This window comes from Microbacterium hominis NBRC 15708, from assembly GCF_001592125.1.
Taxonomy (GTDB): domain Bacteria; phylum Actinomycetota; class Actinomycetes; order Actinomycetales; family Microbacteriaceae; genus Microbacterium; species Microbacterium hominis.
Genome location: NZ_BCWI01000004.1, coordinates 86,749 through 108,002, shown reverse-complemented (window position 1 = coordinate 108,002; position 21,254 = coordinate 86,749). Strand labels below are relative to the sequence as shown.

At 71.8% G+C, this 21,254-nt stretch carries 20 protein-coding genes; 10 read left to right on the top strand and 10 right to left on the bottom strand.

Features of this window, described 5'->3' with window-relative positions; translation table 11 throughout:
- Both MHO01S_RS05530 and MHO01S_RS05525 read left to right on the top strand, forming a co-directional pair.
- The gene (locus MHO01S_RS05530; RefSeq protein WP_371836316.1) at positions 1-798 is read left to right on the top strand and encodes an enoyl-CoA hydratase/isomerase family protein; all 798 of its coding nucleotides are present in this window, start codon (positions 1-3) and stop codon (positions 796-798) included.
- Positions 799-863: 65 nt separating this feature from the next.
- Positions 864-1,754 (top strand): aldo/keto reductase, encoded by an 891-nt coding sequence (locus tag MHO01S_RS05525; protein WP_060960602.1) that lies wholly within the window; start codon positions 864-866, stop codon positions 1,752-1,754.
- 131 nt (positions 1,755-1,885) lie between these two features.
- Here MHO01S_RS05525 and MHO01S_RS05520 read toward each other — a convergent pair whose 3' ends face one another.
- Genes MHO01S_RS05520 through MHO01S_RS05485 form a run of 8 tightly spaced genes read right to left on the bottom strand, consistent with a single transcriptional unit; the run spans position 1,886 to position 8,517 of the window.
- Positions 1,886-3,181, bottom strand: coding sequence for a flavin-containing monooxygenase (locus tag MHO01S_RS05520; protein ID WP_060960601.1), 1,296 nt, complete (start codon positions 3,179-3,181; stop codon positions 1,886-1,888).
- Positions 3,178-4,011, bottom strand: coding sequence for an aspartate/glutamate racemase family protein (locus MHO01S_RS05515; RefSeq protein WP_061781954.1), 834 nt, complete (start codon positions 4,009-4,011; stop codon positions 3,178-3,180). The genes MHO01S_RS05520 and MHO01S_RS05515 overlap by 4 nt, the downstream gene beginning before the upstream one ends.
- The gene (locus tag MHO01S_RS05510) at positions 4,008-4,655 is read right to left on the bottom strand and encodes an amino acid ABC transporter permease (RefSeq protein ID WP_060960599.1); all 648 of its coding nucleotides are present in this window, start codon (positions 4,653-4,655) and stop codon (positions 4,008-4,010) included. The genes MHO01S_RS05515 and MHO01S_RS05510 overlap by 4 nt, the downstream gene beginning before the upstream one ends.
- Positions 4,652-5,314 carry an amino acid ABC transporter permease gene (locus tag MHO01S_RS05505; RefSeq protein ID WP_060960598.1) on the bottom strand — a complete coding sequence of 221 codons (663 nt, stop codon included), beginning with the start codon at positions 5,312-5,314 and terminating at the stop codon, positions 4,652-4,654. The genes MHO01S_RS05510 and MHO01S_RS05505 overlap by 4 nt, the downstream gene beginning before the upstream one ends.
- Before the next feature lies 1 nt (position 5,315).
- The gene (locus MHO01S_RS05500) at positions 5,316-6,101 is read right to left on the bottom strand and encodes an amino acid ABC transporter ATP-binding protein (protein WP_269801237.1); all 786 of its coding nucleotides are present in this window, start codon (positions 6,099-6,101) and stop codon (positions 5,316-5,318) included.
- A gap of 56 nt (positions 6,102-6,157) precedes the next feature.
- Positions 6,158-7,030: a substrate-binding periplasmic protein gene (locus tag MHO01S_RS05495; RefSeq protein ID WP_060960597.1), complete on the bottom strand. Its 873-nt coding sequence runs from the start codon at positions 7,028-7,030 to the stop codon at positions 6,158-6,160.
- A 57-nt stretch (positions 7,031-7,087) separates the two neighbouring features.
- Positions 7,088-7,801 (bottom strand): SDR family NAD(P)-dependent oxidoreductase, encoded by a 714-nt coding sequence (locus MHO01S_RS05490; protein ID WP_061781953.1) that lies wholly within the window; start codon positions 7,799-7,801, stop codon positions 7,088-7,090.
- Positions 7,798-8,517 carry an SDR family NAD(P)-dependent oxidoreductase gene (locus MHO01S_RS05485; protein ID WP_061781952.1) on the bottom strand — a complete coding sequence of 240 codons (720 nt, stop codon included), beginning with the start codon at positions 8,515-8,517 and terminating at the stop codon, positions 7,798-7,800. The genes MHO01S_RS05490 and MHO01S_RS05485 overlap by 4 nt, the downstream gene beginning before the upstream one ends.
- A gap of 120 nt (positions 8,518-8,637) precedes the next feature.
- On the opposite strand from MHO01S_RS05485, the gene MHO01S_RS05480 reads away from it, so the two are divergent.
- The 8 genes from MHO01S_RS05480 to MHO01S_RS05445 all read left to right on the top strand — a co-directional run bounded on the left by MHO01S_RS05480 (position 8,638) and on the right by MHO01S_RS05445 (position 17,426).
- Positions 8,638-9,567 carry a LysR family transcriptional regulator gene (locus MHO01S_RS05480; protein ID WP_060960594.1) on the top strand — a complete coding sequence of 310 codons (930 nt, stop codon included), beginning with the start codon at positions 8,638-8,640 and terminating at the stop codon, positions 9,565-9,567.
- Positions 9,568-9,750: 183 nt separating this feature from the next.
- Complete coding sequence (locus MHO01S_RS05475; RefSeq protein WP_060960593.1) at positions 9,751-11,322, top strand: amino acid permease; 1,572 nt, start codon at positions 9,751-9,753, stop codon at positions 11,320-11,322.
- A 30-nt stretch (positions 11,323-11,352) separates the two neighbouring features.
- A complete protein-coding gene (locus tag MHO01S_RS05470; protein ID WP_061781951.1) occupies positions 11,353-11,982 on the top strand; it encodes a hypothetical protein in 630 nt (209 codons plus the stop codon).
- Positions 11,983-12,074: 92 nt separating this feature from the next.
- On the top strand, positions 12,075-12,683 hold the full coding sequence (locus MHO01S_RS05465) for a copper resistance CopC family protein (protein ID WP_060960648.1): 609 nt from the start codon (positions 12,075-12,077) through the stop codon (positions 12,681-12,683).
- A complete protein-coding gene (locus tag MHO01S_RS05460) occupies positions 12,680-13,264 on the top strand; it encodes a copper chaperone PCu(A)C (protein WP_231735169.1) in 585 nt (194 codons plus the stop codon). Before MHO01S_RS05465 ends, MHO01S_RS05460 begins: the two co-directional genes overlap by 4 nt.
- A complete protein-coding gene (locus MHO01S_RS05455) occupies positions 13,264-14,493 on the top strand; it encodes a Dyp-type peroxidase (protein WP_060960591.1) in 1,230 nt (409 codons plus the stop codon). The genes MHO01S_RS05460 and MHO01S_RS05455 overlap by 1 nt, the downstream gene beginning before the upstream one ends.
- Positions 14,494-14,641: 148 nt before the next feature.
- Positions 14,642-15,289 (top strand): LuxR C-terminal-related transcriptional regulator, encoded by a 648-nt coding sequence (locus tag MHO01S_RS05450; protein ID WP_060960590.1) that lies wholly within the window; start codon positions 14,642-14,644, stop codon positions 15,287-15,289.
- On the top strand, positions 15,282-17,426 hold the full coding sequence (locus tag MHO01S_RS05445; protein ID WP_061781950.1) for a DUF8320 family protein: 2,145 nt from the start codon (positions 15,282-15,284) through the stop codon (positions 17,424-17,426). The genes MHO01S_RS05450 and MHO01S_RS05445 overlap by 8 nt, the downstream gene beginning before the upstream one ends.
- Here the strand turns inward: MHO01S_RS05445 and MHO01S_RS05440 are convergent.
- Positions 17,393-18,940 carry a carbohydrate-binding protein gene (locus tag MHO01S_RS05440; RefSeq protein WP_060960588.1) on the bottom strand — a complete coding sequence of 516 codons (1,548 nt, stop codon included), beginning with the start codon at positions 18,938-18,940 and terminating at the stop codon, positions 17,393-17,395. The two genes, MHO01S_RS05445 and MHO01S_RS05440, sit on opposite strands and share 34 nt — an antisense overlap.
- Entirely contained in the window at positions 18,937-21,165 is a 2,229-nt protein-coding gene (locus MHO01S_RS05435; RefSeq protein ID WP_060960587.1) for a glycosyltransferase family 2 protein, read from the bottom strand. The genes MHO01S_RS05440 and MHO01S_RS05435 overlap by 4 nt, the downstream gene beginning before the upstream one ends.
- Positions 21,166-21,254: the final 89 nt, after the last annotated feature.

Below are 21,254 nucleotides of genomic sequence, written 5' to 3'. Positions count from 1 at the left end.
GTGATCGAGTACGCGTTCGAGCGCATCGAGACGGATGCCGGAGACACCGCCGATCTGGCGACGATCACGCTCCGCAACGCGGCGGTCCGCAACGCCGTCGACGAGGAGGCGCTGCGCGCCCTCGACGCCGCGTACCGGAGGGCGGAGGCGGACGGCGCCCGCGCCGTGCTGCTGCAGGGCGAGGGCCGGGCCTTCTGCGCGGGCCGGGACATCTCCCGCGTCGATCCGCGCACCGACGACGTGCCGGGCTACCTCGACGGCCTGCTGGCGCCCCTGCTGCGACGGATCGCGGACTTCCCGGCGCCCACCTTCGCGGCGGCCCAGGGCGCCTGCCTCGGCGTGGGCCTCGGCCTGCTGATCGCCACGGACGTCGTGTACGTGGCCGACGACGCCAAGATCGGGTCGCCCTTCGGCGCGCTCGGTGCGGCGCTGGACTCGGGGGGCCACGCGTTCTTCCTCGAACGGCTGGGGGCGCACCGCACCCTCGACCTCGTCTACACCGGCCGCCTCCTCAGCGGCGCCGAGGCGGTCGCGGGCGGTCTCTTCTCGCGGTCGATGCCTCTGGACGAGCTGACCGCTCGCACCCGCGAGGCGGCGATCGCCGCGGCATCCGGCCCCACCGCCGCCTTCGTCGCGAGCAAGCGGCTCCTGTGGCGGCTGCGCACCGAGCGGCTCGGCTTCTGGGATGCGCTCGACGCCGAGAGCAGCGTGCAAACGACCCTGTCGACGACCGAGGACTACCGCGAGGGCTTCGCCGCGTTCCAGCAGCGGCGCGCACCCGTGTTCCGCGGACGGTGAGCCGGTGTCGGCGACGTGCGGCAGAGTGTGGAGCGCACGTCTTCGGACCCCACCGGGAGGACCCCATGCAGCAGCGCACGATCGGACCGTTCACCGTCTCCGCCATCGGGCTGGGCGCCATGCCCGTCTCCATGAACAACGACAACGTCCTGCCCGATCGGGGCGACGCCGTGGCGACGGTGCACGCGGCACTGGATGCCGGGGTCACCTTCATCGACACGGCCGACATCTACGCGCCGTCCTGGGATCAGATGGGCCACAACGAGCGCATCGTCCGCGATGCGCTCGCCTCGTGGGACGGCGACACGAGCGGCATCCTCGTCGGCACGAAGGGCGGCATCACGCGCACGGCCGAGAAGGACTTCGGCCGCGACGGCTCGCTCGCCTACCTGCGCTCGGCGGTGCAGCGCTCCCTGGACAACCTCGGGGTCGACGTCATCGACCTCTACCAGTACCACCGCCCCGACCGCTGGATGGTCTACGGCGAGATCATGCAGAACCTGAAGGCACTGCAGGACGAGGGACTCGTCCGCGCGATCGGCATCTCCAACGCGAGCGTCGAGGAGATCGCGATCGCCCGGGAGGTTCTCGGCGAGGGCAACCTGACCAGCGTGCAGAACGAGTTCTCGCCGCGGCATCCGGGCAGCTTCGACGAGCTGCGGTACTGCGACGCGCACGGCATCGCCTTCCTGCCGTGGAGCCCGCTCGGCGGCACCGGCGGGGGCGGGCGTTCGGTGGGCGAGCGGTTCGGCGTCTTCCGGGAGATCGGCGAGGCCCACGGCGTCAGTCCTCAGCAGGTGGTGCTCGCGTGGGAGCTGTCGCTGAGCCCCGTCGTGGTGCCGATTCCGGGGGCGCGACGCGCGGCATCCATCATCGACTCGGCGCGCGCAGCCGACCTCGTGCTCGATGCGGACGAGCTCGCACGCTGCTCCGCCGCGGTGGGACTCGAGCTCTGACACCGCGTTTCGACTCGCTGCGCTCGCTCAACGACCGGGGCGAGCGGCGCCGCCGCACCCCCGGTCGTTGAGCGAGCGGCGCAGCCCACCCGGTCGTTGAGCGAGCGGCGCAGCCGCGAGTCGAAACGCCCTCACCCGGCGGCGCTGAGCTCCTCCTGCCGCGACAAGGCGAACGCCTCGAGCAGCCGCTCGGTGTCGGCCAGCTGCGCGAGCCAGGTGACGCGCACGATGTCGATCCGGTCGTCGGGCTCCTGCAGCCGGGAGAGGTACTCCGCGATGGGCGCGAAGCCGCCGGGCGCGGTCTCGTGCAGCTGCAGCATCCGGAGGGCGATCTTCGTCTGCTCGCCGTAGATCGGCAGCTGCGGACCCCGCGGCGCCGTCAGCCCGATGAAGTACAGCTTCTCGAGCCCCGCGGGCACGATGCCCCCCGCGAACCGCAGCGGCACCGACGAGCGGCGCTCGATCAGCGCCTCGTCCAGGAACGGCAGCGAGACGTGGAAGCCCGTCGCCCAGAGGATGGTGTCGTACTCCCCCGCGGTGCCGTCGGCGAAGTGCACCGTCGTGCCCTCGATGCGGTCGATGCCGGGACGGATGTGCACCCGGCCGTGCTGCACCCAGTACAGCAGCAGGTCGTTGACGACCGCGCGCCCCTCGGCGAGGGTCGCGGCGGCGGGAGCCGGCATGCCCGGGTAGTCCTTCGCCTCGCCGATCGAGACCTTGGCGAGCATGCGGGCGATGAAGTCCTGCTCCTCGGGCGAGAACTGCCCCATCCACGGGATCTCCTGGCGGGGCACGCCGAAGTACGACTTCGGCTGGAAGAACATGCCCTCGCGCATCACGATGTCGACCTCGAAGCGGTGCTGCGCCGCGTCGACCGCGAGGTCGCAGCCCGAGTTGCCCGCGCCGACGACCAGCACCCGGCGCCCCGTGATGTCGGACGTGTTGCGGTACGAGCCGGAGTGCACCTGGGTGCCGGTGAAGTCACGACCGACCGCCGGGACCTTCTGATCCCACAGGTGGCCGTTGGCGACGAACACGCCGTCGTAGTCGCGGGACTCCCCGGTCGACAGGGTGACGGTCCAGCCGGCCGACCCGACCGGCCCCTCCGTCGCGCGCGGCACGACCGCGACGACCTCGACGCCGAAGACGACCTTCTCGAACAGACCGTGCTCCTGCGCGTACGCGGCGAGGTAGTCGCGCACCTGGTCGCGCCGCGGGAAGTGCGGGTACTCCGCCGGCATGGGGAAGCCCTCGAAGCCGGTCATGTCGCGCGAGGTGATGAGGTGCAGGGCGTCGTAGTCGGTGTTCCAGTGGCCGCCGACCCGGTCGGACTTCTCGAAGCAGTCGACCTGGTAGCCGGCACGGGTGAGCTGGACGACGGCGGACATGCCGGCCGCGCCGGCTCCGATCACGCAGTAGCGGGTCATGCGGGGGTTCCTTCCTGGGAGGTGGATGCCGCGGCGTCGGGGACCAGCCGCCGGGACGTGTGGAGCAGCGCCGCGCGTCGGGCGCCGGCCGCGGACGGGTAGCCGCGATCGGTGGGACGGATGCCGGCGTCGGCGAGGTGGCAGAGCTGCAGGACGTGTTCGAGCGCGAGCCGGTTCGGGTCGATCACCGGCACGTCGGCCGCGGTGCTGACGGCGCGGTAGCCGTGCGCGTCGAAGATCGCCCCGAGGTAGCCGCATCCGACGACGACCGCATCGGCGCCCTCGTCGACGGCGACCCGGGCGGACGCGTCGAAGCGCTCGATGAGGTCGGTCGGATCGTCGACGGCGCGCAGCACGTCGAGGTGCGTGGACTCGGGCCGGTAGGCCCGCACGGGCGGCGCGGCGAAGACTCCCGCACCTCCCAGCCCGCGGATCTCGTCCGCGAAGACCGGGACGAGGCTGTCGGCGACGGTGACGACCGCGGCGCGGCGGGCGAGCGAGCCCATCGCGCGCACGCTCGCCTCGGCCAGGCCGGTGACGGGGACCGTGACGGCGGCGCGGACGACCGCGGTCGGCGCACCCCAGCATCCGATGACGAACGCGTCCGCGTCGCCCGCCTCTTCCAGTGTGGCGGCGCGGGCGAGCAGGACGGCGTCGCTGAGCAGACGGTTGGCGGGGGTGCGGATGCCGCCGGCGTCGGCGCCCGCGTGGACGAGGCGCGTGCGCACCCGCCCCGCGGCGAGCCGTGCGATCCGTTCGCCGAGGAAGTCCCACAGCCCGCCCAGGGCCGGATCGCCCACGGTGGCCTCGAGCCAGACGACGGATCTCATGCGTACCCCCGGTTGAGCCGACGCTCGACCCAGACCGACAGCCAGGTCGCCGGGACGGCGATGGCCGCGTAGATCAGCCCGGTCAGCGCGTAGACCCACAGGTACTGGAACGTGATCGTGCTGACCTGGTACGCCTGGCTCATCAGCTCGTTGACCGAGATGGAGTACGCCAGCGAGGTGCCCTGGAACGACATGATCGCCAGACCCATGAGGGCCGGGATCGAGGCGCGCATCCCCTGCGGCAGCACGACGCGCACGAACGTGGTCGTCCGCGACAGTCCGAGGGCCGCCGACGCCTCGCGCTGACCGGTCGGCACCGACTGGATGCCGGAGCGGATCATTTCGGACGAGTACGCCGCGGCGGTGAAGGTGAGACCGATCACCGCGGCCCAGAAGTTCTCGAACAGCACGCCGAGGGCGGGAAGGCCGAAGTAGACGATGTAGAGCACGACGAGCGCGGGGATGCCGCGGCCGACCTCCACGAGCACGAGGCACGGCCAGCGCACCCAGCCGCGCTGAGCGGACACCCCGAGGGCGAACAGCAGCCCGATGAGGTAGCCGAGCACGACGGAGAGGGCGGTCAGCTGCAGGCTGACGACGAGCCCCTGTCCGAGCCGGGGCAGGTAGACGGCGAGGTCGATCATGCGACGGCCTCCTTGCGCAGGCGGGTGTCGAGCCGGCGTGCGGTGACCGCGATCGGGATCGACACGACGAGGTACACGGCGGCGGCGAGGAAGAAGGGGACGATGCCGGCGACGGCCGGGTTCTGCCGGGCGAACATCGTGGCCTGGAAGACCATGTCGGCGACGCCGATCGTCGAGGCGATGGACGAGTCCTTGAGCAGCGACAGCAGGAAGGTCGCCATCGACGGCAGGGCGGTGCGGAACGCCTGGGGCGCCAGCACGCGGACGAAGGTCGTGACGCGTCCGAGTCCGAGGGCGGCGGCCGCCTCACCCTGGCCGCGGGCCACGGTGGCGAACGCGCCGCGGTAGATCTCGGCGAGGTAGGCGCTGGAGATGAGGCCGAGCCCCGTGACCGCCGCGGACAGCGAGTCGAAGCGGATCGTGCCCACCTGCACGCCGAAGTAGATGAGGAACAGCCACACGATCGGGGGCACGCCGCGCACGATGTCCACGACCAGTCGCAGCGCGAGTCGCAGCGGCAGGATGCGCGAGCGCAGGCCGAGCATGAGGGGGATGCCGAGCACGACCCCCACCGCGTAGGCGAGCGCCGTCACCAGCAGGGTCATGGGGAGGCCGGCGAGGACGAGGAGCATCGCCGCCGAGATGTCGACGCCACCCATGTCAGCGCTCCAGCACGGCGCTGAGGAAGCGCCGTGTGCGCTCTTCGCGGGGGTCGGCCATCACCTCGTGCGGCACGCCCTCCTCGATGATGCGTCCGTCGGCCATGACCACCAGGTGGTCGCCGACGTCGCGGGCGAACTGCATCTCGTGGGTGACGACGATCATCGTCATGCCCGACTCGGCGAGCTCGCGCATGACGGCCAGCACCTCGACGCCGACCTCGGGGTCCAGCGCGCTGGTCGGCTCGTCGAACAGCATCGCGCGCGGGTTCAGCGCCAGCGCGCGCACGATCGCGATGCGCTGCTGCTGACCGCCGGAGCACCGACCCGGATGCTGGTGCGCCTTGTCCTTGAGGCCGACGCGGTCCAGCAGCGTGAGCGCGCGCTGCTCCGCTTCCTCGCGGGAGCGGCCGAGGATGCGCTCCTGCGGGAAGGCGACGTTGCGCAGCACGCTCATGTGGGGGAACAGGTTGAAGGACTGGAACACCATGCCCACCTGGCGCCGCAGGGCGAGCAGGTCGCGGTCGGGGACGCGGCGGCCCGCGGTGATCGTCTGCGAGCCGACGGTGATGGTGCCGGCATCCGGGGTCTCGAGGAGGTTGACGCACCGCAGCAGGGTGCTCTTGCCGGAGCCCGACGGCCCGATCAGGGCGGTGACGCTGCCCGGGCTGACCGACATGGAGATGTCGTCGAGCACGAGGTGGTCGCCGAAGCTCTTCGACAGGTTCTCGATCGTCACTCCGGCGATCGCGAGCTCGTTGGCCTGCGTGATGAGGGGTCGGGACACGGCGGTTCCTAACGTTCGAGGTGGTGGGGGCGCCGGGCGCCCCCACCACGGCCGGCTCAGCGGATGGAGGTCGCCGCTTTGTCGGCGGGGACGATGAGGGAGTCGGGCAGGTCGTAGCTCGCGTTGAGCTCGGCGAGCGTGCCGTCGGCGCGGAAGCCGTCGATCAGCTCGCTGAACGCGTCGGCGAGCGCCGTGTTGTTCTTGTCGATGGGGAACGCGATCATCGGCTGCTCGGTGGTGATGGCCACGCGGTCGTCCTCCTGGGCCGGCTTCACGACGAAGCCCGTGTCCTTGTAGGCGACGGTCGCGACGGCGTACCCGTCGAGGGCCGCCTGGATCCGACCGTTGAGGAGATCCTGCTTCATCTCGGCGGTGCCCGGGTAGGTCTTGAACTTGTCGCCGAGGATGCCGGACATGTCGGCCTCCCACGAGAAGCCCGCGCCGGAGCCGACCGCGCCGACGCTCTCCAGGCCCGTGACGGTGTCGATGCCGTCCTTGGAGATGATGCCCATGGAGTCGTAGAAGGTGGGGCTGGTGAAGCCGACCTTCTCGGCGCGGGCCGCCGTGACGTACCAGCCGCCCGTGATCATGTCGGTCTTCTTCTGCTCGCTGATCATCGGGATGCCGTTGGCGTAGGTGATCGGCACGAACGCCAGGGCGAGGCACTCGGCCTCGGCGAGCTTGCGCACGACGTCGATCTCGAGGCCGGACGCGTCGGAGCCCTTGGTCTGCGTGTAGGGCAGGTTCTCCGGCACGCCCACTGTGAGGGTGCCCGGCGTGAAGGTCGTCAGCCCTTCGTGCGCGGGGGTGCAGTCGGAGGCGACGGTGGACGCGGGGGCGGCGGAGCCGGCGCAGCCGGTGAGCAGCACGGCGACGGAGGCGATGGACACGAGCGCGGTGGCGGCGCGGGCGCGGGTGGTGCGGGACATGGCTTCCTGCTTTCTGGGTAGTGCTCGAGTGGGTTTTCGGGTGTGGATTCGGGTGGGTCAGACGGCCGTCAGGCCGCCGTCGATCGTCAGGACGGATCCGGTGACGAAAGAAGAGGAGTCGGAGATGAGGTAGCGCACGAGCGGGGAGATCTCGTCGGGGCGCGCGCGTCGGCCGAGGGGGGCGCCGGAGGAGCTGCCCCCGGCGGGCTCGTCGTCGTTCATCGGGGTGTCGACGCCGCCCGGGCAGATCGCGTTGACGCGCACCAGCGGCGCGTACTCCACCGCGGCGACGCGCGTCAACGCGAGCACGGCGGCCTTCGACGCCGAGTAGGCGGCGTAGCCCGCGGTCCCCACCAGCGCCGCCGTCGACGACACGTTCACGATGGACCCGCCGGTGTGCATGAGCGGGGCGAGGGCGCGGATGCCGAGGAACGCGCCGAGCGCGTTGACCCGGTCGTGCAAGAGCCAGGTGGCCGCGTCGGTGTCGGCGATCGCCCCGTGCCGGAGGATGCCCGCGTTGTTGACGAGGCCGACCAGCGGGTCTTCGGTCTCGGCGAGCTGCGCGGCGAGCACGGCCCACCCTCCCTCATCGGCGACGTCGAGGGAGAAGTAGCGCGCGTCGGCGCCGCGGTCGCGCAGGGTCTGGGCGACGGCGCGACCGGCGTCGTCCATCCGGTCGGCCAGCACCAGCGCGTGGCCGGCCTCGGCCAGGGCGGCGGCGTGTGCCGCTCCCTGACCGCGCGCCGCGCCGGTGATGACCACGGTGCTCATCGCATCACGTCCGCACCCGACAGGACGATGGTCTCGCCGTCGAGGAACGCGCCGTACTCGGGCTGGGAGACGAGCCACACCCACGCCGCGATCTCCTCGGGCGTCGCGACGCGGCCGAGGGGGATCGACGCGGCGGCCGCCTCCATCCGGCCGGTCGCCGCGTTGCCGGGCGTCGCGACCCAGCCGGGTGCGATGCCGTTGACGCGGATGCCGTCGGGGGCGAGCTCGAGGGCGAGCGCCTTGGTCAGCATGACGACCGCCGCCTTCGAGGCGCCGTACAGGAGCTGACCGGGTGACACCGTGAACGCGTCGACCGACGCGAAGTTCACGACGGACGCGCCGCGCGACAGGCGGGGGCGTGCGGCGGCGATCACGTTCAGCACACCCAGGACGTTGATGTCGAAGATGCGCCGGTAGGTGGCCTCGTCGTAGCTCGCGAGCGTCGTCGGCGGGTAGACGCCGGCGATGTTGGCGACCACGTCGATACCGCGGCCGGGGGCGAGTACGGCGTCGACGGCGGCGGCCACGGCCTCCCGCGACCGGACGTCGGCGACGATCCGCAGCACGTCGCCGTCGACGGCGGCGGATTCCGCCGGCCAGGCGACATCCAGCGCGACCACCGTGTACCCGCGCTCGCGGAAGAGCTCGACGGTGCTCTGTCCCATTCCGCTGGCGGCCCCGGTGATGAGTGCAACCGGGGGTGTGGGGGTCTGCATGCGGGGATCTCCTCGGATAGTCGGGCCGTGTAAAACCCAGTGGACCACTGGCCGCCCACCAAGGACAATCCTCAAACCGTTATAGTCGCCATAGGACAAACCTCTACAAAGCGAGCGCCCATGGCCACCCCGACCGTACGACAGCTGCAGTATTTCCTCACCGCGGCGCGGCTCGGCACGTTCTCCGCGGCGGCCGCCGAACACCACATCGCGCAGCCGAGCCTGTCGGAGCAGATCTCGGTCCTCGAGGCCAACCTGGGGCTGCGGCTGTTCACCCGCACGACGCGGCGGCTCCTGCTCACCGACGTGGGCAAGCAGTTGGTCCCCCTCGCCGAGAAGACGCTCGCCGACGTCGACGAGATCGCCGACTTCGGGCGCCGAGTGGGCTCGCTCGAGGAGGGCACGGTGCTGTTCGGCACCTTCAACAGCGCCCACCTGTACCTCCTGACCGACCTGATCCGCGAGTTCCATTCGCGGCATCCGGCCGTGAAGGTCAAGGTCACCGGCTTGAACTCGTCCGAGGTCGCCGAGTCGGTGCGCAACGGCGACCTGGAGGCCGGGATCGTCCAGCTGCCGATCGACGACCGACAGCTGCGTCTGATCCCCGGCATCTTCGTGGACCACGTCGTCTACGTCTCGCGCAACCCCGAGCACACCCGTGCCCCGATCGACATCCGGACGCTCTCGACCCGGCCGCTGATCCTGTCCGAGGCGCGGTGGTCGCTCGACGATCCGCTGCGCGTGTCGCTTCTGGAGCGCGCGCAGGCCGCGGGCGTACGGCTCGACCCGATCATCGAGGTCGAGTTCCAGACGCACGCGCTGGAGCTCGCGGCGCAGGGCGTCGGCGACTCGCTCGTGTCGTACCACGTCGGCCGCTCGGTGATCGCCGAGCGTGGGCTCTACATGACGCCGCTGTCACCCGCCGTCGAGGAGCACTACGCGTTCGTGACCCGCCGCGCCGGCTCCATCTCGCCCGCGACGGCCGCGTTCATGGCGCTCGCCCGCCAGATCCTCGCCGGCCTGCAGGCGCCTCCGCCGACGGCCGGCTGACCCGGGCGTACGTCGTTTCGACTCGCTGCGCTCGCTCAACGCCCGGCCCGCCCCCCGGTCGTTGAGCGAGCGGCGCAGCCGCGAGGCGAAACGCCCCACCCACCCCCGACCATCGGCTGGTTTTTCACGACACGCGTGGCCACGCGTCACGGCACCGAAACGCACGGCATCCATGATTGCGGGATGACGCACAACGAGCCGACGTCCGGGCTGGACCCGGAGGACGCCCGCGAGAACGCGCGCGAGCTGACGGGCGATCGCACCGAAGCGGTGCAGGACTTCTCCAGCGAGGATGCGGGCTACCACAAGACCCTGCGCCCGCGACAGATCCAGATGATCGCGATCGGCGGCGCCATCGGCACCGGTCTGTTCATGGGCGCCGGCGGCCGTCTCGCCTCGAGCGGACCGTCGCTGATCCTGGTCTACGCGGTCTGCGGCTTCTTCGCGTTCCTCATCCTGCGCGCGCTCGGGGAGCTCGTGCTGCACCGCCCGTCGTCGGGGTCGTTCGTGTCCTACGCCCGCGAGTTCTACGGCGAGAAGCTCGCGTTCGGCGCCGGGTGGATGTACTTCCTCAACTGGGCGATGACCTCGATCGTCGACGTGACCGCGGCCGCCCTCTACGTCAAGTTCTGGGCGCAGTACTGGGAGCCGCTGCAGCAGATCCCGCAGTGGCTGATCGCCCTCGTGGCCCTGGTCGTCGTGCTGTCGCTGAACCTGGTGAGCGTCAAGCTCTTCGGCGAGATGGAGTTCTGGTTCGCCCTCATCAAGGTCGCGGCCCTCGTGATCTTCCTCATCGTCGGCACCTGCTTCCTGATCTTCGGCGGCGCGACGGATGTCGGGCCCACCGGCTTCAGCGTCATCTCGGACAACGGCGGTCTCTTCCCGATGGGTGTCGTCGCCCCCCTGCTGGCCATCTCGGGCGTGGTCTTCGCCTACGCGGCCATCGAACTCGTCGGCACGGCCGCCGGCGAGACGGAGAACCCCGAGAAGGTCATGCCGAAGGCGATCAACACGGTCGTCATCCGCATCGCCGTCTTCTACGTCGGATCAATCCTGCTGCTGTCGCTGCTGCTGCCGTTCGGCACTTACGAGGCCGGGCAGTCGCCGTTCGTCACCTTCTTCTCGCACATCGGCTCGCCGCAGACCGGCGCGATCGCCGGCTCGGTCATGAACTTCGTCGTCCTCACGGCGGCGCTGTCGAGCCTCAACGCGGGCCTGTACTCGACGGGCCGCATCCTGCGCTCGATGTCGGTCAACGGGTCGGCGCCGGCGTTCACCGCGGCGATGAGCCGCAACGGCGTGCCGTACGGCGGCATCCTGCTGACGGCCGTCATCACGCTCGCGGGCGTCGGCATCAACGCGCTCTGGCCGTCGCAGGCGTTCGAGATCGTGCTGGAGGTGTCGGCCCTCGGCATCATCGGCGGGTGGGCGACGATCATCCTCTGCCAGCTCAAGCTCGTGAAGTGGGCGAAGGAGGGCAGGCTCCAGCGGCCGTCGTTCCGCCTGTTCGGGGCGCCGTACACGTCGTACCTGACGCTGGCGTTCCTCTTCTTCGTGCTCGTGACGATGGGCTTCTCGGAGACGGGACGGTGGGTGCTCGCCTCGCTGATCGTGCTCATCCCGGCGCTGATCATCGGCTGGTTCGCCGCCCGCGGCAAGATCCAGGCGGCCGTCGCCGCGCGCGAGGGCTACACCGGCACCCATCCGGTCATCGCCGAGCGGCAGGCGACCGAAGCGGCCAAGCGGCGCCGCTGAGGTCGCGGCACGACCTGGCAGACTGGGTGCATGCGACGCTCCCGGACTCCGCGCGTCGCGCGGGGTGCCGTCGTCGCCTCCGTCGCGACGTTCACGGCGCTCGTGTCGCACGTCGTCGCCGGCGGGTCGGTTCCCGGACCGTTCGGGATCGTCGCCCCGTGGATGCTGGCGCTCATGGTGTCGACGCTCCTCGCCGGCCGGACGCTCTCCGCGGTGCGACTCGGGCTGAGCGTCGTGGCGAGCCAGCTGCTGTTCCACACCCTGTTCGTGATGGGCGCCCCCGTCTCGGGCGCCGCCTCGGCGATCTCGCACCACGATCACGGTGCGATGGCGATGTCCGCGGATGCCGTCACCACCACGTCTGCGAGCGCACTCGTGTCGGCGCTGTGCGCCGACCCGCTGATGTGGGCGCTGCACGCGGTGGCCGCGCTCGTCACGACCGCTGCGCTGTACCGCGGCGAGCGCACCGTCCGCGCCCTGCTGCAGCTGGCCCGTGACATCCGCGCCTGGGCCCGCCGCGCGGTCGCGCGGGCCCGTACCGTCATCGCCCGTCCCGTTCCCGCCGCCCGTGCGGCCGACGCGGTCGCCTGGAGGGTGCGCCCCGCCGCGCACGTCGTCGACGGTCGCCGCCGCGGACCCCCGCTCGCCCCCGCGCTCTGATCCCTGTCCCCGCCCGCGACGCGATGTCCGGGCGCGGATCCGCTGTGCGCTCGCACCTGCGTCGTGAGCGCGCGATCGATCGGTGGTCGTCCATGTCGTCTTCCCGTCTCCGCACCCGTCTTCGCACGCTGCTGCTCGCCGTGGCCCTCGCCGGCACGTCGGTGCTCGTCACCGCCCTGCCCGCGGCGGCCCACGATGAGCTGCTCGGCAGCACCCCGGCATCCGGCGAGGCACTCACCGACGCCCCGGCGGAGGTGACACTCACCTTCTCAGCCGAGGTGCTGACGATCGGCGCCGCCGTGATCGTCGCAGACGGAGCGGACCGCGACTGGGTCGCCGACGCCCCCGTCGTGCGCGACGGCACGGTGACGGTGAGCCTCGACCCGCAGCTGCCGACCGGCGGTTACGAGATCCGCTGGCGTGTCGTCTCGCAGGACGGGCATCCGATCAGCGGGATCATCCCGTTCACGGTCGGCGGCGCCGAGCCGTTGACGCGGACGCCGGCGGCCACGGCCCCGTCGACATCGACGGATGCCGGAACGGCCGCGGACGCACAGGACACCACCACACAGGATCAGGGCGCACGAGAGGACCAGGGGATCATCCGGATCCTGCTGGTCGGCGCGGGCGGGGCGATCATGGCCGTCGCCGCCTACGCCGCTTTCCACTTCCTCCGCCGAAAGAAAGGCACCTCCTCGTGAGCATCCACACCACCACCCGCACCCGCCTGAGCGTCGCCGCCCGCGCCGGCGCTCTCCTGAGCGTCGGCCTCCTGGCCTTCGCGGGCTGCGCCAGCACGAGCTCCTCCGCCGGATCGACGCCGTCCGCCTCCGCGACGACCGCCGACGCCGGCGCCGCCGTGACGATCTCCGACGCCTGGGTCAAGGCTGCCGACTCCGGCATGTCCGCCGCCTTCGGCACCCTCCGCAACGACTCGTCCGCGCCGATCACCCTCGTGTCGGCGACCTCCCCGGCCTCCTCCATGCTGCAGCTGCACGAGACCGTCTCCGACGCCTCGGGCGCGATGGTCATGAAGGAGAAGGACGGCGGTTTCGTGATTCCGGCCGGCGGTGAGCTCGTGCTGCAGCCGGGCGGCAACCACATCATGCTGATGGACCTGACCGCGCCGCTGAAGGCGGGTGAGGAGACCCGCTTCACGCTGACGTTCTCCGACGGTTCCACGGCGGCGTTCTCGGCCCCGGTCAAGGACTACTCCGGTGCCAACGAGACCTACCAGGGCGGCGAGATGGACATGAGCCCGAGCCCCACGCCGAGCAACTGATGGCCGCGCCCGACACGGGCGCGGGTCGATCGGCGTCGACCCGGCGGCAGTTCCTCCTCGGAGGAGCTGTCGCCGGCGTCGGCGCCGCCGCCGCCATCGGCATCGACCTCGCCCTCACCCCCTCTCCCGACGCGGCCGCGCCGGCCGCGGCATCCGTCCCGCTCAACGGCACCGAGATCGTGCCGTTCCACGGCGTCCACCAGGCGGGCGTCGACACCGACGCGCAGGCGCACGGGACGTTCGTCGCGCTCGACCTGCACGCCGACGTCGACCGCGACGACCTGCGCCGCCTCCTGCGCGTGCTGAGCGATGACGCCGAGCGGCTGACGCAGGGGCGGCCGGCCCTCGCCGACTCCGAACCGGAGCTGGCCGCGGCGCCCGCCCGCCTCACCGTGACGTTCGCGTTCGGACCCGGGCTCGTCTCCCGGGCGCAGGGAGCCGCGCCGAGCTGGCTGCGACCGCTGCCCGCGTTCGGCATCGATCGCCTCCGCGACGAGTTCAGCCACGGCGACCTGCTGCTGCAGATCGCCGGCGACGACCCGCTGACGGTCGCCCATGCGACGCGGATGCTGCTGAAGGACGCCCGCAGCTTCGCCGAGGTGCGCTGGACGCAGCAGGGATTCCGCCGCGCCTACGGCACGGTCGCGCCGGGCACGACCATGCGCAACCTCTTCGGCCAGGTCGACGGCACCGCGAACCCTCAGCCCGGAACCGGCCACTTCGACGAGGTCGTCTGGTCGGATGCGGGGTGGATGACCGGCGGGACGGGCATGGTCGTCCGCCGCATCCACATGGACCTCGACAAATGGGACAGGCTCGACCGCCCGGGACGCGAGGACTCCGTCGGGCGCACGCTGTCCAACGGCGCTCCGCTCACCGGTGCGGCCGAGCACGACGAGCCCGACTTCGATGCGAAGACCCCGGTCGGCTTCCCTGTGATCCCGGAGTTCTCGCACCTGCGCCGCTCGCGGCCCGATGATACGAGACAGCGGATCTTCCGTCGCGGCTACAACTACGACGAGCGTCCGGACGGCGGACAGGTGTCCGACTCGGGGCTGATCTTCGTGTCGTTCCAGGCCGACGTGGACGCCCAGTTCGTTCCCATCCAGCGGCGGCTGGACGAGCTCGACCTGCTCAACGAGTGGACGACGCCGATCGGCTCGGCGGTGTTCGCCGTCCCACCCGGGTGCCGGCCGGGCGGGTACATCGGGGAGACGCTGCTGGCGTGACGATGCGGGCCGACGACAGCCGGGCGGGCGCGCCGGTAATAATGCGGAGTCGACGGCGCGCACGGCGAATCCTGCCCCTATCCTGGAGCGGCGCGAGGTGCGGCACGTCCACCGCCGGGGGGCCGGCTCGAAGAGAGGTGTCCTGCGGATGGTGGATGCGGCATCCGTCGCCGTCGTCGACGACCACGAGCTCGTCGCGATGGCGGTGCAGAACCTCCTCGCCGCGACGCCCGAGGTCAGCTTCGTCGGTCACGCCCGCACCGTCGACGAGCTGGTGCGCCACCCGCGACGTGCCGAACTGGTGCTGCTCGATCTGAGCCTGCGCGACGGATCGCATCCGGCGGGCAACGTCGCGGCGCTGCGCCGCTGGGGCGCCCAGGTTCTCGTGCTGACCTCCGGCGAGGATCCGTACCTCGTGCGCGCCGCCTCACGCGCCGACATCCGCGGCGTCGTGAGGAAGTCCGCGCCGTCGGCAGGGCTGCTCACCGCGATCGTGTCGGCGTCGCGCGGCGAGCACGTCTCGACGGCGGAATGGGCCTCGGCGCTGGACACCGATCCTCTGCTCGAGGGCGCCCCGCTCACCGCGCGCGAGCGCGAGGTCCTGGCGCTGTACGCGTCGGGGCTGGGCGCGCGGGACGTCGCGACACGGCTGTTCATCTCCGAGAACACCGTCAACGATCACCTTCGCCGCATCCGCTCCGTCTACCATCAGCTGGGCCGCCCGGCGGCGACGAAGGTCGAGCTGTATCAGCGGGGCCTCGAAGACGGCTACGTGCCGGTACCGCGGCGTGAGTGACGCGGATGCCGCCGAGCGCGCCGCTCGGCGGGTGCTGCTGGCGACCAGCGGCGCGATGGTGGCGGCGGTCGGCACGTTCAACCTGACCGTCGTGGCCCGCGAACACCCCGTCCTTCCCCTCTGGTATCTGATCATCGTGGTCGCCGCCACGGCCATCACCATCGTCGGCGGGGCGCTCTCCCCCCTGCTGGGCACCCGGATGCTGCGCCGCACGGCCGGCGCCGCGACGATCCTGTTCTGGGCCGCAGTCATCCTGTTCGCCCCGGCGGCGGCGACGTCGGAGGTGGAGCGGATGCCGTGGGTGCTGACGGCATCCAGCGCCGCCACCGCCTGCGCGCTCGTCGCCTTCGGCCCGCGTGCGGGGTGGGCCACGCTGGCGATCGGGACTCTCGCGGGGGCGACGTACCGTCTCACGTTCGGAGGCTTCGATCTGGACGGAATCGTCAACGACTCGCACGCGCTGCTGACCGCGGCCGTGGTCTGCGTGCTCGGCGGCCATGTGCTGTCGGTCGGCGCCGGCCTGGACGCCGCCGCAGCGGAGCGCCGGGCCGCCGCGGCCCGCGAGTCGGCCGAGCGGGGTCGCCTGGCGGCGCGGACGCACGCAGCCGCCCTCGTCCACGACGAGGTGCTGGCGACGCTCGTGCTGGCCGCCTCCGAGCTGCCGGTTCCGCTCGATCGACTCGCCGTCCAGGCGCGGCGGGCGGCGGGGATGGTCACGTCGCTCGTCGACGACGGCGCGCGCGAGCCTCTCCCGCTGGATGCCGAGCTGGTCGTGGAGACCCGCCGGCAGGGTGCGGAGCTGACCTGCGACATCGAAGGTCCCCTCCTCCTCGACGACGGTGCGACCACGGCGATGCTGGGGGCGACGCGTCAGGCGCTGACGAACGCGGCCCGGCATGCACCGCTGGCGCGGCGGCAGGTCCATCTCCGTTCCCGCGACGACGACGTCCGCATCGACATCGTCGATGACGGCCCCGGCTTCGAGCTGGCCCGGATCGACGACGACCGCCTCGGCATCCGCCAGAGCATCGTCGCGCGCATGGAACGCGTTCCCGGCGGCGCCGCCGAGATCGTCTCCACACGAGGCGTCGGCACGCGCGTCACGCTGCGGTACGCGCCGCCCGCGCCGGGCGTCCAGATGGCGGCGGTCACCGACTCCGCGGCGCTGCGGCGCGGCGTGACCCGCATCGGGGTGGGCTACGTCGTGCTGCAGTCGTTGTGCGCGATGGCGGCGACGGTCGTGGCGCCGCACACGTGGGCGCTGCAGGTGGCGGCACTGGCGGCGATCCTGGTCACCGCCGAGCTGCTGCGCCGCTCCCTGCCCGCCGAGCCGTCATGGGGCCGGTCGATCGGCGTCGTCGGGCTCGTGGTCGGTGGCACACTCGGCACCGTCGCGGTCGCCCCGCTGACCTACGGCACCCTGTGGCCGGTGATGGCGCTGTCCTTCCTGCTCGTGCCGCTGGCTCTGCGAGGGCGCGGGGGCACGGCGCTCGTCGGCGCCGCCCTGGTCGTCGGTGTCCTGATCGCCGCGGGAGCCGCTCACGGCGTCGCCCCCGGCCAGATCCTCCAGCTGATCACCCGCCCTGGACTGGTCGTCGGCGTCGCCGTCCTGATGCTGCACGTCATCGCGCGCATGCAGCGGGGCATCGTCGTCCTGCACCATGAGGCCGTCGCCGCCGCGGAACGGCAGAGCTGGTCGATGTCGGCGCGTGCGGAGCTGCGCGAGCACGCCGACGATCTCGCCGCCTCCGTCGTGCCCCTGCTGAACCGCATCGCCGAAGGGCGGTCGCCCTCACCCGAGGAGCGGCGCGCCTATGCGGCGCAAGAGGGCCGACTGCGCGACGACCTGCGCGCCGGCGCGCTGGCGCGTGAGCCGCTGCGCAGCGCCGTCGCGGCCGCGCGCGCCCGCGGCGTCGACGTGGTCCTGCTCGACGACAGCGGCGCCGCCGCCGACGACGGGATCGATGCGGCCGTGGGGTGGATGGCCGAGAGCATCTCCGATGCGCGCCGGCACGTCGTCGGACGCCTGCATCCGGACGGACGTGCCGTGCGGGCGACCATCGCGATCGACGGCCGCCCGCACGTGTTCGATGCCGTCAGCGGTCACGACCCGTCGAGGAGCTTCCACGGCGAGTAGTCGTGATCGAGCACCGACCGATCGGGACGCTGTCCCTGCGACCACCAGCGCGCCTCGTACCCGCTGCCGTCGTACAGGACGCGATCGCCCTGGTTGTAGAGGCCGGTGGCGGACCATTCCGGGTAGGTGCCCTCCGGCAGCTGCGGCAGGGTGAACGGGCGGTCGCTCGAGAGCACGGGACCCACGTAGGTCCACGCGGATGCCGCGGCATCCAACGAGGGGTCATCGGGCTGGGGACCGTCTTCGTTCCACCACTTGGACACGTAGACCGAGCCCCGCCAGACCACGAACACCCCCGCCGAGTAGAACGACTGCGACGTCCACAGCGGGAAGGGGCTGGTGGCGGCGTCGTCGGGGACGATCGGACCGTCCTGCGGCGTGAGGGGCTCGCCCGACGGCGTGCCCGTGTGCCCGTCGGCGAGGATGCCGGCGAAGCTCACGCCGGCCTGATCGACGCCGCTGCACAGGGGCGAGACCCGATGCACGAGCGGGTAGTTCGATCCGCAGGTGCGGTCGCGGTTGAGGGACCACATCGACATCCTCGCGATGCCCTGCGCGGTGGCGTAGTCGGCGAGCGCCCGGGCGTCATCGAGCGTGAAGACCTCGCGCTCGATGTCGCTCTGACCGATCATCGGGGTCGCTCCCAGCAAGGCCCGCGCTCCGCCCGGCGGCAGGGTGCGCCCGTGGGCGTCCCACAGGTCGGTGACCTGCCGGGCGGTGGCGTCCAACGCGCTGATCGCGAGCGACGACGTGGAGGCGGCGTGATCGTCGGCGTTGAAGTCCATCGTCATGGCGTTGACGCCCGCGATCTCGACTCCCCCGTCGAGCATCGCCGAGACCTGCGCGGACCCCTGGGCGGTGAGACCGTCGGGCGCCACGGGCAGTGTGAGCCACAGCTGCAACGACGTGCCCTCCGCGCTCCGCTGCTTCTGCAGCTGTGCGATCGCCGCGGCACGTCGTGCCGTCGCCGCCGCGTCGTCGAGAGCATCCCCTTCGATGTCGAGGTCGACGGTGTCGATGCCGTACCGGTCGAGCACGGTGCGATACGCCGTCGCCAGGGCGTCGACCGTCGCACACGCGGAGGCCAGCTCGGTGTTGAGGGCGCCTCCGAACGACACCGCGAGCGGGCGCCCCTCGCGGTGCATCCGCTCGACGCGACGATCGAGCTGGAACCGCTGGGCGGCGTCGTCGAGCGTGTACGTGCGTCCCCACGTGGGCGTGCAGTCGTCGTCACCCGCGGCGACGACGAAGGCGAGGACCAGCCCCCCGGGGGCATCGTCCATCGTGCTGCGCGACAGCTCGTCGCCGGATTCGAGCGTCACGTCGTAGTACGGCGCGAACCAGCGGTGGGCGGCGTCGGCGCCGGCCACCGCCGGCGGCAACGTCGGAACGAGGGCGGCCGCGGTCGCGCCGAGTCCCAGCGTGACGACCACGGCCATGCTGAGGGCGAGGCGCCCGAACGAGAGCTGCCGTCCGGCGAAACGCGAACGCCGGGGCGCGTGCACCGGGCTCATGAGAGTGCTCCGATCGCGTCCAGCGGCCCGTCGTCGAGGACCGCAGCCCACCGCGGAGAGGAGGCGGCGGCGGGCGCGGCGGCATCCTTCTCCTCCACCCAGATCCAGTCCATCCACGCGAACCAGAGATCGGATGCCGTGGCACGCACGCCGATGAGACGCACGATCGCCCACAGCGTCGCGATCGTGGTGAACGCCGCGAAGACCGCGGTGCCCCATGCTCCCGCCATCCCGGCGCGCACGCCGACGGCGCCCGCCACGAGCACCAGTGCCAGGGGCGCCACGAGGAAGAAGGCCGGAACGCGGGTGCGCGACGACACTTTCGGCGTCCGCGCGAACTGCGCCTTGCGGCCGGTCAGGACCTGCAGCACCGACGCCGCACTGCCGGCGAGATTGACGGGCAGGAGCAGGAGGTTGAGTCCGTAGATGGCGACGACGTCACGCCGACGGTAGCCGAGCATGCGCAGATCCGACGCCATCTCGACGAAATAGGGCAACGCGATCAGCATGAGCAGGATGGTGACCAGCTGCCCGTCCATCGGGTAGAGAGTGAGCACCGCGAGCAGGCCCACCGTGACCCAGGAGATCGAACCGAGGTAGTTCAGTCGGAGCAGCCGCTCGGCGACCCGCATCGGCTCGCCGACGCGGCGACGGCGAGCGGCCAGGGCGCGCAGGGCGGGGATGATCAGCAGCCCGCCGTCCGCCCAGCGGCGACGCTGGATGACGAGGGAGCCGAAGTCGGGCGGTGTGGCGCTGTAGCTGAGGCGCTCCGGGTAGTTCATCAGCGTCCAGCCGTGCTCGGCGATGTCGATGCTCGACTCGGTGTCCTCGATGGCCGTCCGGTCGGAGATGTACCGCACGATGCGCGTGCCGTCTTCCACCGACTCGCGTCGCAGCGAGGCCAGGGCCTGCCAGCGCAGCACGGCGTTCGCGCCCACCCAGAACGTCGCCCCGAACGCCGTGAGACCTTGGTGCACGATGTGCTGCAGGTCGGTCGTCGCCCCGGCGATGCGTTCGAGCCGGGTCGGAGCCCCGCGGTAGGCGGAGTAGGGCGTCTGGGCGACCGCGACGCGCGCGTTCTCCGGCTGCTCGAGGGTGTGGACCAGCGTCGCGCAGTACCCGGGCAGCAGCATCGAGTCGGCGTCCAGGGTCAGCACGTAGTCGGGTTCGGCCACTTCGAGGGTGCTGCGCCCGGCGCCGGCATCCTCGAGGGCCCGCTGACCGCCCACCCATCGCTCCCGGTAGCGACCGCCGATCAGGCCGAGGTACGCGTTCAGGTTCATGGCCTTGTTGGACACGTGCGACAACGAGGCGTAGCGCCGCCGCTCGAAGGTGGAGGCGTCCACACCGAAGATCCGCACGAGGCGGCTGCCGAGCTGATGCGCACGCGCGAGCGTCAGCGGCGCCGCCCCGCTCTCCGCGGCTTCGAGCAGCGCCGCGGCCGTGGCCTCGAGATCGGATGCCAGGCGCCGCAGCACCTGCTCGACGAAGAAGACCTCGACGTGCGTCCGGGTCGGCGCCTCCTCGGCGCGTGCGTGCAGCCACTGCGCGCACGCCGCGTGCTCACGCATCACGAGCTCCGTCGCCGCGGCCGCGGAGAGTTCGCCCGCGCGGATGCGGGCGGCGGCGGCATCCACGCGCTCGAAGACCGGACGCAGTGCGGCATCCAGCTCTCCCGTCAGGGCGCGGCACCCCTCGAGCCCGGCGCGCGCCGCGTCGTCGGCGGGGTCGGGGTCGTCGTCCAGCAGCAGCACGACGTCGAGCCGCGGAAACTCCTGCAACGCGACGGACCAGAGCGCCATCCGCACGAGGTCGGGATCCTCGCGTCGAGAGGGCAGCAGAGCAGTCAGCAGGGGTTCGTGATCGAAGAAGTGCTCGTCGATCGTGATGCGGCGGGCGCGGCGATGATCCGCGAGCCGAGGAAGGGCGCCCGCCCGCGCGAGCAGATACATGCAGGCCGAGAACGTGAGCGCGGTCACGGAGACGAGGAACAGCGTCGTGGCCAGCAGCTGGGTGGAGTCGACGAGCGCACCGCCGCGAGAGAGAGTGACGATGACCGTCGTGAGGTAGAGCATCCACAGCACCACGCACGAGATCAGGGCGATCCGCGACCGCGCGATGCGGGCCGTGGAGGGCCGTGCGTGCTGCGCCGGCTGCGGTGTCGCGTCGCGATCGGTGCCGCGCTGGCGGCGGCGGGCTCGGGTGACGGCGGTGTCTGAAGTCATGGTCGACGTTCCTTCGACGGGGGACCGCGGCGTCGGGTCGCCGCGGCGACGTGCCCGACAAGTCCCAGGTCGGTCACGACAGGGCCATC